Origin of the sequence: Mycobacterium sp. 050128 (genome assembly GCF_036409155.1) — a bacterium.
Classification (GTDB): Bacteria; Actinomycetota; Actinomycetes; order Mycobacteriales; family Mycobacteriaceae; genus Mycobacterium.
In genome coordinates this window covers 1,717,973-1,731,610 of sequence record NZ_JAZGLW010000001.1, presented here as the reverse complement: position 1 = coordinate 1,731,610, position 13,638 = coordinate 1,717,973, and the positions used below count along the sequence as shown (strand labels likewise).

Here is a 13,638-nt window from a genome sequence, read left to right as displayed (position 1 = left end):
TCCGCCAAGGCCTCGGCCAGACGCTGTTCTGACAGGAAAAGCCCTGAAAAACAGCCGATTTAGTAGGGCTGCGGCATGCCACGAAAGGACTGGAATGCACCCGATTCGACAGTGCGATGCCGGCGTCTATCCTTGCGGCAAACGTGCCGAAACTCGACGCTGGAACCCGTCGATGGAGGAATATGCGATCGTGAGCGACGCCTTGGCAATCGGCTGTGTGGGCAAGCTGGTCGTGGCAACCCGCGGCGACCGCGGCCCCGGCGAGGTGTTGGTGACCGTGCGGGGGTCGAAGGAGACCTTCCTGGCCTGGTCCGACGACCCACTACCGAAGGGCAGCAAGGTCCTGGTGGTGGAGATCCGCGGCGGACGGACGGTGGTGGTCGAGCCTTGGGAACCAGCCCAGCAGGACCTCAGTTGACCCCAGCGACGAGCGAAATCCCCTGATACACAACAGCGAATACTCAAGGAGTCCATGACATGCTCGGTTACAAAGTGCCCGCGCCGGACGAGGCGATGCTGATATCCGGCGCCAAAGCCAAGGGCGATGCGCCCTTCCGGGTGGTGACCGGTCACGGCGCATTCGTCGTCCCGTTCTTTCGTAAGGCCCGATTCCTGACGCTGGCCATGTGCGAGTCCGAGGTCGGCGAAAAATGCGTCACTCAGCAGGGCATCACTCTCAACGTGCGGGCGGTGATCGCCTTCAAGGTCGGCAACGACACCGAAAGCATCATCAGTGCCGCGCAGCGATTCCTGTCCGAGCAAGACCAGATGTCGGTACTCACCGGCCGGATCTTCGCCGGTCACCTGCGCTCGATCATCGGGTCGATGACCGTCGAGCAGATCATCCGGGAACGTCAGAAGCTGGCCACCGAGGTCCTCGACGGTTCCAAGGAGGAGATGGCCCGGATCGGCCTGACCGTCGACGCGCTACAGATCCAGTCCATCGACGACGACGGCCTGGGCTACATCAACGCGATGTCGGCACCGCACAACGCCGCCATCCAGCAGATGGCGCAGATCGCCCAGGCCCAGGCGAATCAGAAGGCCGCGGAGGCCGAACAGGAATCGCAGCGCCAGCAAGCCGAATTCGCCCGTCAGACCGCCGTTGTCAAGGCGCAGTACAAGGCCGAGGTCGACAAGGCTCAGGCCGAGGCCGCCCAAGCCGGCCCGCTGGCCGAGGCCGAGGCTCAGCGCGAGGTGCTGGCGATGCGCACCGAATTGGCCCAGCGCGCCGCCGAGCTACGCCAGCAGGAATTGGTCGCCGAGGTGGTCAAGCCCGCGGAGGCCGAGGCCGAACGCGTCCGGATCCTGGCTGTCGCCGATGCCGAGAAGATGAAGATCCTGGCCGAGGCGGCGGCATCGCACAACCGGGTGGCCTTGGACAAGGCGCTGATCGACCAGTTGCCCGACATCGTGGAGCGCGCGGCCGCGGGGCTCGCCGGCGCGAATCTCACCGTGCTCAACGGTGCGGACGGGCTCAGCCAGGTGGCCAGTGGACTCGTGTCGCAGGGCAAGGCGATCTTCGACGCGCTGCGCGGCGAGACCTTTGACTACGACGAGCCAGAAACCTCGCTGGTCCCGAACACCGACTCACACCAGTAATCCGCTGCCCGGCGGTGCGAAATGTGCCGCCGCCGGGTCGTGACGCGCGTGTATAACCGATGACAACCGCTCGCCGAATAAGGGTGGCGGCCGGGTTTGTGTGGTGCAACACTGAAGCACCACAAATTCACCACCAGGCAAATTAGTGCGCCTCGTGACAGAGACGGGCGCCGCGGAAGGTCGACGGACGTGAGTAAAAAAGTCCAATCAGTGGCGGATGCGGCGCGGGAGAACCTCGCCGCGGAACTGGACCGGCTGCGGCAGCGGCGCGACGCCCTCGAGGCCGAGGTCAAGGACGACCGCGGGATGATCGGCGATCACGGCGACGCGGCCGAGGCCATCCAGCGGGCCGAGGAACTCGTTGTCCTCGGCGACCGGATCAACGAGCTGGACCGGCGGCTGCGGACCGGGCCGTCGCACTCCGACGAGGACGAGGCGCTGCCCGGCGGCACCGAGTTGACCCTGAAATTCGCCGACGGCGAGGTCGTCACGATGCACGTCATCTCGATCGTTGAGGAGACCCCCGTCGGTCGCGAGGCCGAGACGTTGACGTCGCACAGCCCGTTGGCGCTGGCCCTGCTGGGGCACAAGGCGGGCGACAAGGTCACGTACTCGACCCCGCAGGGCGAAAGCCAGGTCGAACTGATCTCGGTGAAGCTGCCCAAGTAGCTGCCGCTGGGGCGCGCACGACCCCGATAAACTCCCCCAATGCTTCCCCCGGAGCCGGATACCGCGTCGGCGCGCCTGAGTCTGACCACCCAGATCGTGCGCTTCGTGGCGACGGGCGGGCTGGCTGCCGTCGTCGACTTCAGCCTCTACATGCTGCTGTGGAAAGTCCTGGGCGTGCAGGTCGACGTGTCCAAGGCCACCAGCTTCGTGGTGGGCACCATTACCGCCTACCTGATCAACCGCCGGTGGACCTTTCAGGCGGAGCCGAGCACCGCGCGCTTCGTCGCGGTCATGATTCTCTACGGCGTCACCTTCGCGGTCCAGGTCGGGCTCAACCATCTGTGTCTGGTGTTGATGCACTACAGCGGGTGGGCGGCCGTGGTTGCATTCGTGATCGCGCAGGGCACTGCCACGGTGATCAACTTCATCGTGCAGCGAGTCGTAATCTTCCGCATACACTGAGCCGTCCCGCGCAAGCGGTACCCTCTTTGACGATGTTGAGCGCCGACTTCCCGACCACCCCGACCCGGCTGATGGGCTTTGGCCGCACCGCGCCGTCGGTGGCGCACGTGCTGTCGACGCCCGATCCCGAGGTGATCGCCAAGGCAGTGGCCCGGGTCGCCGACTCCGGCGGCCTCCAAAACGGGAGGGGCGTGATCGCGCGCGGGCTGGGGCGCTCCTACGGCGACAACGCGCAAAACGGCGGCGGCCTGGTAATCGACATGACGGTGCTCAACCGCATCCACTCGATCAGCGCCGACACCCGATTGGTCGATGCCGACGCCGGTGTCAGCCTGGACCAACTGATGAAGGCGGCGCTGCCGTTCGGGCTGTGGGTCCCGGTGTTGCCGGGAACCCGCCAAGTCACCGTCGGCGGCGCGATCGCGTCGGACATCCACGGCAAGAACCACCACAGCGCGGGCAGCTTCGGCAGCCATGTGCGGTCGATGGACCTGCTGATGGCCGACGGCTCGGTGCACACGATCACCCCCGAGGGCCCGGAGTCCGAGTTGTTCTGGGCGACCGTCGGGGGCAACGGCCTGACCGGAATCGTGTTGCGCGCCACGATCGCGATGACCCCGACCGAGACGGCGTACTTCATCGCCGACGGCGTGGCCACCAAGGACCTCGACGAGACGGTCGCCGTGCACGTCGACGGCAGCGAAAGTCGCTACACCTACTCCAGCGCCTGGTTCGATTTGATCAGCCCGCCGCCCAAGCTCGGCCGGGCCTCGGTCAGCCGGGGCAGCCTCGCCAAGCTGGATCAGCTGCCAAAGAAGCTCGCCAAGAATCCGCTGAAATTCGATGCACCACACCTGTTGACGGTGCCGAACCTGTTTCCGATCAGCGCCATGAACAAACTGTCGTTCATGGCGATCGGCGAGACGTATTACCGGCTGGGCGGAAACTACACCGGCAAGATCCAGAATCTGTCGCAGTTCTACCACATGCTCGACCTGGTCAGCGGCTGGAATAACGCTTACGGGCCAACGGGTTTCGCTCAGCATCAGTTCCTGGTGCCGCCGGATGCTCTTGCCGAATTCAAGACCATCATCCGCTGGATCCAGACCCAGGGGCATTACTCGGCGCTCAACGTGTTCAAGCTGTTCGGCCCGGGCAATCGCGCGCCGCTGAGTTTCCCGATGGCCGGCTGGAACGTCGCGATGGACTTCCCCAACAAGCCCGGGATCAACGAGTTCCTCAACGAACTCGACCGCCGGGTACTCGAATTCGGCGGACGGGTCTATACCGCCAAGGACTCGCGCACCACTGCCGAAACCTTCCACGCCATGTATCCGCGCATCGACGAGTGGATCGCCGTGCGCCGCAAGGCCGACCCGCTGCGGGTCTTCGCCTCCGACATGGCCCGACGTTTGGAGCTGCTCTAGATGGTGCGCAATGGTTCTTGATGCCGTGGGAAACCCGCAGGCAATCTTATTGCTGGGCGGCACCTCCGAGATCGGGCTCGCGATCTGCGCGCGCTACCTGAAGAACGCGCACGCGCGAATCCTGTTGGCCGCCATGCCCGGTGACCCCGGACGTGACGACGCCGTCGCGCAGATGAAGGCCGCCGGTGCGCGCTCGGTCGAGCTGATCGACTTCGAGGCCACCGACCCCGACAGCCACCCCAAGATGATCGACGCGGCCTTCGCGGCCGGCGACGTCGACGTGGCCATCGTCGCGTTCGGCATCCTGGGCGACGCCGAAGAGCTGTGGCAGAACCAGCACAAGGCCGTGCTTGCCGCCGAGATCAATTACACGGCGGCGGTTTCGGTGGGTGTGCTACTGGGCGAGAAGATGCGCGCTCAGGGATTCGGTCAGATCATCGCGATGAGTTCGGCCGCCGGGGAGCGGGTGCGGCGCTCCAACTTCGTCTACGGCTCCACCAAGGCCGGCCTGGACGGTTTCTATCTCGGCCTCGGAGAGGCGTTGCGCGAGTACGGGGTTCACGTTCTGGTGATCCGCCCCGGCCAGGTACGTACCCGGATGAGCGCGCACGTCAAGGAAGCGCCGCTGACCGTCGACAAGGAGTACGTCGCCAACCTCGCGGTGACCGCGTCCGCAAAAGGTAAGGAATTGGTTTGGGCGCCAGCAGCATTCAAGTACGTGATGATGGTGTTGCGACATATCCCGCGGCCCATCTTCCGCAAGCTGCCCATCTGATCATGCGGAACGCGCTGGCCAGCCTCGGCCAGATGGTGGCGGCAGTAATCGTGGCCGTCTTGGTGTCTTCAGGGGTCTCGGTGGTCTCGCTGATGGCCATTGCGCGAGTCCAGTGGCCGGCCTTCCCGTCGTCGAACCAGCTGCACGCGTTGACCACCGTCGGCCAGGTCGGTTGCCTGATCGGGCTGCTCGGCGTCGGCTGGCTGTGGCAGCGGGAGGGCCGGTGGCGGTTGGTCGCCCGACTGGGCGGGCTGGTGTTCGTGTCGGCATTTTCCGTCGTGACGCTCGGCATGCCGCTGGGCGCCACCAAGCTGTATCTCTTCGGTATCTCCGTCGATCAGCAGTTCCGCACCGAGTACCTGACGCGCCTGACCGACAGCCCCGCCCTGCACGACATGACCTATCTCGGGCTGCCGTCCTTCTACCCGCCGGGCTGGTTCTGGATCGGCGGGCGCGCGGCGGCGCTGACCGGGATGCCCGCGTGGGAGTTGTTCAAGCCGTGGGCGATCACCTCGATCACCATCGCCGTCGCCGGTGCGCTGGTGCTGTGGTGGCGGATGATCCGGTTCGAGTACGCGCTGATGGTCACCACCGCGACCGCCGCGGTGACGCTGGCCTACAGCTCGCCGGAGCCCTACGCGGCGATGATCACGATGCTGCTGCCGCCGGTGCTGGTGCTGACGTGGTCGGGCCTGCGCGCCGGCGAACGCCCGGCCGGCCGGGCGCTGGACACCGACGACCCGGCCAGCCGGGCGCCCGGACGCAATGGCTGGGCGGCGGTGCTCGGCGCCGGGCTGTTCCTCGGCTTCACCGCGACGTGGTACTCGCTGCTGTTCGGCTATACCGCCTTCACGATCGCGCTGATGGCGCTGGTGCTGGTCGTCGCGCGCTGGCGGGGGGCCGGCTGGAAGGCCGCGCTCGATCCGCTGCGCCGGGTCGCCGTCATCGCGGCGATCGCCGCGGCCATCGCGGCTACCACCTGGCTGCCGTTCCTGATACGGGCGGCGAGCAATCCGGTCAGCAACAGCGGCAGCGCATTCCACTACCTCCCGGCCGACGGCGCGGAGCTGACCTTCCCGATGCTGCAGTTCTCGCTGCTGGGCGCGATCTGCATGCTGGGCACGCTGTGGCTGGTCGTGCACACGCGTCCGCCGCGTGCGGGAGGTGCCCCCGCGTCAACCCGGGCCGGCGCACTGACGATCGGCGTGCTGGCCGTCTACCTGTGGTCGCTGCTGTCGATGCTGACCACGCTGGCGCGCACCACGCTGCTGTCGTTTCGGCTGCAGCCCACGCTGAGCGTGCTGCTGGTGGCCGCCGGCGTGTTCGGCTTCATCGAGGCGACAGTCACCCTCAAGGACCGCGGCCGCGCCTGGGAAAAGGCGGCCGTCCCGGTGGCCGGCGCGATCGGGATGACCGCCGCCATTGCCTTCAGCCAGGACATTCCCGATGTGCTGCGCCCGGACCTGACCATCGCCTACACCGACACCGACGGCCACGGCCAGCGCGGCGACCGGCGCCCGCCGGGTGCCGAGAAGTTCTACTCCGCCATCGACGCGGCGATCGTGGGAGTCACCGGGAAGCCTCGGGATCAGACCGTGGTGCTGACCGCCGACTACAGCTTCCTGTCCTACTACCCCTACTGGGGCTTCCAGGGTTTGACGTCGCACTACGCCAATCCCCTGGCGCAGTTCGACTTGCGGGCCGCGCAGATCAAGAAGTGGTCCAGCCTCAAGAGCCCCGAAGAGTTCCTCCACGCGCTGGACACCTCACCGTGGCCGCCGCCGACGGTGTTTCTGATGCGCCGCGGCGCGAACAACACCTACACCCTGCGGCTGGCCGAGGACGTTTACCCCAACCAGCCCAACGTGCGTCGCTACACCGTCGACCTGCGGGCCGCCCTGTTCGACGACCCGCGATTTGCCGTGCAAAGCGTTGGCCCGTTTGTGCTGGCCATCCGCCGCCCGCTGGCCCAACCGACAGCAGGCCGCTGATGGCGACCGACACGGCGCGCGACTTGGCCGAAGAACTACCATCTAGGTCCGTGAAGGGAGCGGGAGCAAGGCAGCGGACCGCTCGCATCGTGGCCGTCGTCGCCGGTCTGCTCGGAGTGCTGCTGGCGATCGCCACACCGCTGCTGCCGGTCAACCAAACCACCGCCCAGCTCAACTGGCCGCAGAACGGCACCTTTCAAAGCGTCGAAGCGCCGCTGATCGGTTATGTCGCCACCGAGCTGAACATCTCCGTCCCCTGCCAGGCCGCCGCCGGGCTGACCGGTCCGCAGAGCGCCGGCAAAACCGTGCTGTTGTCGACGGTCCCCAAACAGGCCCCGAAGGCCATCGACCGCGGGCTGCTGATCCAGCGCGCCAACGACGAACTGGTGGTGATAGTCCGCAATGTCCCGGTCGTCGTCGCGCCGCTCAACCAGGTCCTCAGCCCGGCCTGCCAGCGCCTGACCTTCACCGCGCATGCCGACCGGGTCACCGCCGAATTCGTCGGGCTGAGCTACGGACCCAACGCCGAACATCCCGGCTCACCGCTGCGCGGGGAGAAGAGCGGCTACGACTTCCGGCCGCAGATCGTCGGCGTCTTCACCGATCTGTCCGGGGCCGCACCGCCGGGCCTGAGCTTGTCGGCGACCGTCGACACCCGCTACACCAGCAGCCCCACGCCGCTGAAGATGGCCGCGATGATCCTCGGCGTGGTGCTGACCGGCGTCGCCCTGATCGCCCTACACGCGCTGGACACCGCCGACGGCACCCGGCACCGCCGCTTCCTGCCGTCGCGGTGGTGGTCGATCGGCGGGCTCGACGCGCTGGTCATCGCGGTGCTGGTGTGGTGGCACTTCGTCGGCGCCAACACCTCCGACGACGGCTACATCCTGACCATGGCCCGGGTGTCCGAGCATGCCGGCTACATGGCCAATTACTACCGCTGGCTGGGCACACCCGAGGCCCCGTTCGGGTGGTACTACGACCTGCTGGCGATATGGGCGCACGTCAACACCAGCAGCATCTGGATGCGGCTGCCCACCCTGGCGATGGCCTTGACCTGTTGGTGGGCGATCAGCCGTGAGGTCATCCCGCGGCTGGGCCACGCCGTGAAGACCAACCGCGCGGCGGCGTGGACCGCCGCGGGGCTCTTCCTGGCGACGTGGTTGCCGCTCGACAACGGGCTGCGGCCCGAACCGATCATCGCCCTGGGCATCCTGCTCACCTGGTGCTCGGTCGAGCGTGCGGTGGCCACCAACCGCCTGCTGCCGGTCGCGGTCGCCTGCATCATCGGCGCGCTGACCCTGTTCTCCGGACCGACCGGCATTGCGTCCATCGGCGCCCTGCTGGTCGCGGTCGGGCCGTTGCGGACCATCATCCATCGCAGATCCCGACAGTTCGGGGCGCTGGCGCTGCTGGCGCCCATTGCGGCCGCGGCCACCGTGACGGTGATCCTGATCTTCCGCGACCAGACCCTGGCCGGCGAGCTGCAGGCAACCGCGCTCAAGCGCGCGCTCGGGCCCAGCCTGAGCTGGTTCGACGAGCACATCCGTTACGAGCGGCTGTTCATGGCCAGTCCCGACGGATCGGTCGCCCGCCGCTTCGCGGTGCTCGCGGTGCTGCTCGCACTGGGCATCACGGTGGCAATGTCGTTGCGCAAGGGCCGAATTCCCGGCACCGCGGCCGGACCGAGCCGCCGCATCGTCGGCATCACGATCATCTCGTTCCTCGCGATGATGTTCACTCCGACCAAATGGACACACCACTTCGGCGTGTTCGCCGGGCTGGCCGGCTCGCTGGGCGCATTGGCCGCCGTCGCGGTCACCAGTGCGGCGATGCGCTCACGCCGCAACCGCACCGTGTTCTCCGCGACCGTGCTGTTCCTGGTGGCGATGTCGTTCGCCAGCGTCAACGGCTGGTGGTATGTCTCCAATTTCGGTGTGCCATGGTCGAATGCATTCCCGGCATGGCACTACGCGTTCGCGACCGTCCTGCTCGGGCTGACGCTGGTGGTGCTGTTGCTGGCGGCGTGGTTGCACTTCGTGTCGCCCGACGGGCCATCCAGTGGGCCGCCGAAGGCCGGCAACAGGGCCCGAATGTCCGCAATCATCCAGTCCCCGCTAGCAATTGCAGCGTGGGCACTGGTGACATTCGAGGTGGTCTCACTGACGCTGGCGATGATCGGGCAATACCCCGCCTGGTCGGTGGGCCGATCCAACCTGGAGGCACTGACCGGCAAGTCTTGCGGCCTGGCCGAGGACGTCATGGTGGAGCAGGATCCCAACGCCGGCATGCTGTCGCCGATGTCCGGCCCGGTGGGCGACGCGCTGGGCTCCGGCCTGTCAGAAGCCTTCACGCCCAACGGTATTCCCGCCGACGTCTCGGCCGACCCGGTGATGGAGCGTCCGGGCGACCGCAGCTTCGTGAACGAAGACGGTAAGACGACCACCAGCGAGGCCGGCACCGAGGGCGGTACCAGCGCCGCGCCCGGAGTCAACGGCTCACGCGCCCAGCTGCCCTACAACCTTGATCCGGCGCACACCCCGGTGCTGGGCAGCTGGCGGCCGGGCATCCAGGTGCCCGCCATGCTGCGCTCCGGGTGGTACCGGTTGCCGCCGCGCGACAAGGCCGGGCCGCTGTTGGTGGTCTCGGCGGCCGGCCGGTTCGATCCCCGCGAGGTGCAGGTGCAGTGGGCCACCGACGACCAGGCGGCCAGCGGACACCCGGGCGGGTCGTTCCAGTTCTTCGATGTCGGCGCCTCCCCCGCATGGCGCAATCTGCGGATGCCGATGTCATGGATTCCCGCCAACGCGACCCAGGTCCGCCTGATCGCCAACGACGAAGACCTGGCGCCGCAGCACTGGATCGCGGTCACGCCACCGCGAATTCCCCAGCTGCACACGCTGCAGCAGGTGGTGGGCTCGGCGGACCCGGTGTTCCTGGACTGGCTGGTGGGTTTGGCGTTCCCGTGCCAGCGGCCGTTCGGCCATCAAAACGGTGTCGACGAGACACCCAAGTGGCGCATCCTGCCGGATCGGTTTGGCGCCGAGGCTAATTCGCCGGTGATGGACAACAACGGCGGTGGCCCACTGGGTGTCACCGAGTTGCTGGCGAAGCCGACCACGATTTCCACCTACCTCAAAGACGACTGGTCGCGCGACTGGGGTTCGCTGCAGCGCCTGACGCCGTATTACCCCAATGCCCAGCCCGCCCGTCTGCAGTTGGGCACGGCGACGCGCAGCGGCCTGTGGGATCCGGCTCCGCTTCGCCGCGGCTAGTTACAGGCCCGGCAGGCAGTTGATGAATGGGATGCAGGGCGGCGACGGTGGCCGCGGCGGCGGAAAACCTTCGATGATGGTGGAGTCGGTCACCGGGCTGTTCTTGTCGAAATACCAAGGGTGACAGACGTTTCTGTCCCAGTTCGGCATGTTCTTCATTACCGGTGAGCCCGGGCACCATTGATAGGTGCAGCTGTTTGTCGGGGTTGGGACCGTGCCACCGTCCTGGCACACCATCGGGGCGGGCTGAGCCTGGCCGATTCCCGCGGCCAAGCCCAACCCGACGACGGCGAACCCGCCCGACAGCACCGCCCCGGCGAGCGCTCGTTTCATAGTGAAGTGCATGTTCATGCCGCCAGTGCATCCGGTCAAGGAGGCTACCGATCCCATACATTTAGCGGTTGCCGGGCGCGGGCCCTTCGGCGACTTGACCGCCGGGAAGCCGGTGGTACTGGTGGCAGACGGTCATGTCCCAGCTGAGGGCTTCAGCCGAGCCCGGCATGGCGTCGCCGGGGCACCAGTAGTGGGGTCCATCGGCCGTGGCGAACACGGCCAAGCCCAACCCGGCGGCCGCAACGCCGCCCGACACCACCGCTCCGGCGATAATCCGTGTCCAGTTCATGATCGACTCCTTTGCGCTGTTGTCGCCGTCGGCTTGTGCGACTCTTTCTGGTTGCTGTTTGCCGACGCCGGTAGTCTCACGCGCGCCGCTTGCCGGGTCTTTGCGAGATTCTTGCGAAATTCATGTGGCTGTGACCAGGACATTTGAGGCTCGGCACGGAGTGTGGAGGCATTGCCGGCCGCTACTGGTAAGCGTAGGCTTACGGTTCGTGACAACTTACCAAGCCGGTGGTGACGCTTGGGTCGCCCTGGCGGATCGCACCCGTCGGGCCATCATGGAGCGCCTCGCGCACGGCCCGGCGGCCGTCGGTGAACTCGCGCGGGATCTGCCGGTCAGCCGCCCGGCCGTTTCACAGCACCTCAAGGTGCTCAAATGCGCCGGTTTGGTGCGCGACCAGGCGGCGGGCACCCGCCGCGTCTACCAGCTCGATGCGACCGGCCTCGAGGTGTTGCGCGCCGAGCTGGACCGGTTCTGGACGCAAGCGCTGGCCAACTACGCGGCCACGTTCACCAAGATCGAAGGAGAGGCGTCGTGACCCAGCCGCGAATCTCCGAGATTCGACACCAGGTCATCGTCAATGCCCCGATCGAGCGCGCGTTCGCCGTCTTCACCGAGCAGTTCGGCGACTTCAAACCGCGTGACCATAACCTGCTGGCGGTCCCGATCGCCGAGACGGTGTTCGAAACCCATGCGGGCGGCCACATTTACGACCGTGGTGTCGACGGCAGCGAGTGCCGATGGGCGCGCGTGCTGGCCTACGAGCCCCCGCACCGGCTGCTGTTCACCTGGGACATCAGTCCGTCCTGGCAACCCGAACCCGACCAGTCGCGAACCAGCGAGGTCGAGGTGCGCTTCACCGCGGAATCCGAAACGCGCACGCGCGTCGACCTGGATCACCGCCACCTCGACCGGCACGGCCCCGGCTGGCAATCGGTCGCCGACGGAGTCGACGGCGAGGCCGGGTGGCCGTTGTACCTGCACCGCTACGTCGGCCTCAGCGCCGGAATACTGGAATGACCGCCCCCTCCATGATGAGCATGGCCCGCGACGAGCGGGCCGACCTCGCGGATTTCCTGGCCACCTTGGCGCCGCGAGACTGGGAGTCGCCCACCCTGTGCTCCAAGTGGACCGTCAAAGACGTTGTCGCACACGTGATCAGCTACGAAGAGCTCGACAAGGTCGGGCTGCTGAAGCGTTTCGCGAAGGGCTGGGTTGTCCGGGCCAATCAGGTGGGGGTCGACGAATTCGCCACGTTGAGCACCCAGCAACTGCTCGCATTTCTGCGCAGCCACCTCCAACCACGGGGATTGACTGCGGGTTTCGGCGGCATGATCGCCCTCGTCGACGGCACGATCCATCACCAGGACATCCGACGTTCGCTGGGTCGGCCCCGCACTGTGCCGGCCGACCGGCTCGAGCGGGTGCTTGGCCTCGTACCCGGTAATCCACGGCTGGGCGCGGGCCGCCGGATCAGGGGGCTGCGGCTGCGGGCCATCGATGTCGACTGGACCCACGGCAGCGGGCCCGAGGTCACCGGCCCGGGGGAAGCCCTGCTGATGGCGATGGCCGGACGCCGGGCGGCGCTGGCCGACCTCAGCGGCCCGGGCTGCGCGGCACTGGGGGCGAGGCTGCCCGAATAGCGGTCATTCCGAACGTATTTCGACGGTGAACTCGCGGCTGCCGATTTTGATGTGATCGCCATCGCCAAGGACCACGCTGCCTCTGATGCGCTTACCTTGCACCTGCACGCCGTTGGTAGAGCGCAGATCGGTGATCACGAAACCGGTCGCGCTGTCGGTGATCACCGCGTGATAGCGACTGACGTCGTTGTCGTCGAGGACGATGTCGTTGTCCATGAATCGACCGATCCGGGTGGTCGCATCGTTGAGCCGGTACTGGCTTCCGGCCTTGTCGCGCAACAACACAACGACGGACCCGTCGGTCGGAATCGCGGCCGACTCGACGACGGGCGCGTCGACGCTGACCTTCAGGGTGGTCAGGGCCGCTCGGGTACGCGCCGGCGGTTCCTGGCGCAGGATGCGCCCGTGCAGCTCGGTGACCGTCGGCCCGGGATCGATGCCGAGCCCCTCGGCCAGCGCCGTCTTCAGCCGCCGATACGCACCGAGGGCGTCGGATTGCCGCTCGGTCACGTAGTAGGCGGTCATCAACTGCGCCCAAAGTGGTTCCCGGTAGGGATGCTCGGCGGTGATCGCCTCGAGCTCTCCGATGACCGATTCGGCCCGCCCGCAGGCGATTTCTGCGTGGGCGCGCGCGGTGTGGACGGCGACCTTCTCTTCGAGCAGCGCGGTGGCGAACGCGTCGACGAATGCGAAGTCGCGCAAGTCGTCGAGGACCGGCCCGCGCCATTCGCTCAGTGCCGCGGACAGGTGGCTGCTGGCGTCCTCGAACCGGCCCGCGGCGGCGGCCTGGGTGCCCGCGGCCTTTTCGGCGCTGAAGCGGCCGAGGTCGCAGTCCGCGTCGGCGATGCTGAGCTGGTAACCGGGCGGGACGCTCGCCAGCATCTGTTCGGCCTCGGCGGTGCGCAGGAGCCGCCGCAGGTTGGACACGTGGGACTGGATGCTGATCCGGGCGGCCGGCACGGGGTCCTCGTCCCACACCGCGCCGATCAACGCGTCGACGGACACCGGCCGGTTGCGGTTGATCACCAGCATCGCCAGCACCGCGCGCTGCTTCGGTGCGCCAAGATTCAGCCGGGTGTCGTTGGCGGTCACCTGCAAGGGACCCAACACCCCGAACCCGAGACCTGAGGCCGTCATCGCATTGAATGGTTTCAGACCTGGCTGCAGAACGGGAC

The 13,638-nt window shown here is 67.2% G+C and carries 14 protein-coding genes; 11 read left to right on the top strand and 3 right to left on the bottom strand.

What is annotated here, in order from left to right:
• Positions 1–190: 190 nt before the first annotated feature.
• The 8 genes from SKC41_RS08310 to SKC41_RS08275 all read left to right on the top strand — a co-directional run bounded on the left by SKC41_RS08310 (position 191) and on the right by SKC41_RS08275 (position 10,201).
• On the top strand, positions 191–418 hold the full coding sequence (locus SKC41_RS08310) for a hypothetical protein (RefSeq protein ID WP_330977191.1): 228 nt from the start codon (positions 191–193) through the stop codon (positions 416–418).
• Between the two features lie 59 nt (positions 419–477).
• Entirely contained in the window at positions 478–1,602 is a 1,125-nt protein-coding gene (locus SKC41_RS08305; protein WP_330977190.1) for an SPFH domain-containing protein, read from the top strand.
• Between the two features lie 189 nt (positions 1,603–1,791).
• Positions 1,792–2,271, top strand: a complete 480-nt coding sequence (locus SKC41_RS08300; RefSeq protein WP_330977189.1) for a GreA/GreB family elongation factor — start codon at positions 1,792–1,794, stop codon at positions 2,269–2,271.
• Between the two features lie 96 nt (positions 2,272–2,367).
• Entirely contained in the window at positions 2,368–2,733 is a 366-nt protein-coding gene (locus SKC41_RS08295; protein WP_330978798.1) for a GtrA family protein, read from the top strand.
• A 32-nt stretch (positions 2,734–2,765) separates the two neighbouring features.
• On the top strand, positions 2,766–4,160 hold the full coding sequence (locus SKC41_RS08290; RefSeq protein WP_330977188.1) for an FAD-binding oxidoreductase: 1,395 nt from the start codon (positions 2,766–2,768) through the stop codon (positions 4,158–4,160).
• Between the two features lie 10 nt (positions 4,161–4,170).
• Complete coding sequence (locus SKC41_RS08285) at positions 4,171–4,935, top strand: decaprenylphospho-beta-D-erythro-pentofuranosid-2-ulose 2-reductase (RefSeq protein WP_330977187.1); 765 nt, start codon at positions 4,171–4,173, stop codon at positions 4,933–4,935.
• A 2-nt stretch (positions 4,936–4,937) separates the two neighbouring features.
• On the top strand, positions 4,938–6,926 hold the full coding sequence (locus tag SKC41_RS08280; protein WP_330977186.1) for a galactan 5-O-arabinofuranosyltransferase: 1,989 nt from the start codon (positions 4,938–4,940) through the stop codon (positions 6,924–6,926).
• Positions 6,926–10,201, top strand: coding sequence for an arabinosyltransferase domain-containing protein (locus SKC41_RS08275; RefSeq protein WP_330977185.1), 3,276 nt, complete (start codon positions 6,926–6,928; stop codon positions 10,199–10,201). Before SKC41_RS08280 ends, SKC41_RS08275 begins: the two co-directional genes overlap by 1 nt.
• Here the strand turns inward: SKC41_RS08275 and SKC41_RS08270 are convergent, their stop codons facing one another.
• Both SKC41_RS08270 and SKC41_RS08265 read right to left on the bottom strand, forming a co-directional pair.
• Positions 10,202–10,534, bottom strand: a complete 333-nt coding sequence (locus SKC41_RS08270; RefSeq protein WP_330977184.1) for a hypothetical protein — start codon at positions 10,532–10,534, stop codon at positions 10,202–10,204.
• 61 nt (positions 10,535–10,595) lie between these two features.
• The gene (locus tag SKC41_RS08265) at positions 10,596–10,823 is read right to left on the bottom strand and encodes a hypothetical protein (protein ID WP_330977183.1); all 228 of its coding nucleotides are present in this window, start codon (positions 10,821–10,823) and stop codon (positions 10,596–10,598) included.
• 208 nt (positions 10,824–11,031) lie between these two features.
• Between SKC41_RS08265 and SKC41_RS08260 the strand changes: the two genes are divergently transcribed.
• The 3 genes from SKC41_RS08260 to SKC41_RS08250 are packed head-to-tail and all read left to right on the top strand — an operon-like array spanning position 11,032 to position 12,463.
• Positions 11,032–11,358 carry an ArsR/SmtB family transcription factor gene (locus SKC41_RS08260; RefSeq protein ID WP_330977182.1) on the top strand — a complete coding sequence of 109 codons (327 nt, stop codon included), beginning with the start codon at positions 11,032–11,034 and terminating at the stop codon, positions 11,356–11,358.
• Positions 11,355–11,840, top strand: coding sequence for an SRPBCC family protein (locus tag SKC41_RS08255; protein WP_330977181.1), 486 nt, complete (start codon positions 11,355–11,357; stop codon positions 11,838–11,840). The genes SKC41_RS08260 and SKC41_RS08255 overlap by 4 nt, the downstream gene beginning before the upstream one ends.
• Entirely contained in the window at positions 11,837–12,463 is a 627-nt protein-coding gene (locus SKC41_RS08250) for a maleylpyruvate isomerase family mycothiol-dependent enzyme (protein WP_330977180.1), read from the top strand. The genes SKC41_RS08255 and SKC41_RS08250 overlap by 4 nt, the downstream gene beginning before the upstream one ends.
• Before the next feature lie 3 nt (positions 12,464–12,466).
• Here the strand turns inward: SKC41_RS08250 and SKC41_RS08245 are convergent, their stop codons facing one another.
• A complete protein-coding gene (locus tag SKC41_RS08245) occupies positions 12,467–13,600 on the bottom strand; it encodes a BTAD domain-containing putative transcriptional regulator (RefSeq protein ID WP_330977179.1) in 1,134 nt (377 codons plus the stop codon).
• Positions 13,601–13,638 lie beyond the last annotated feature (38 nt).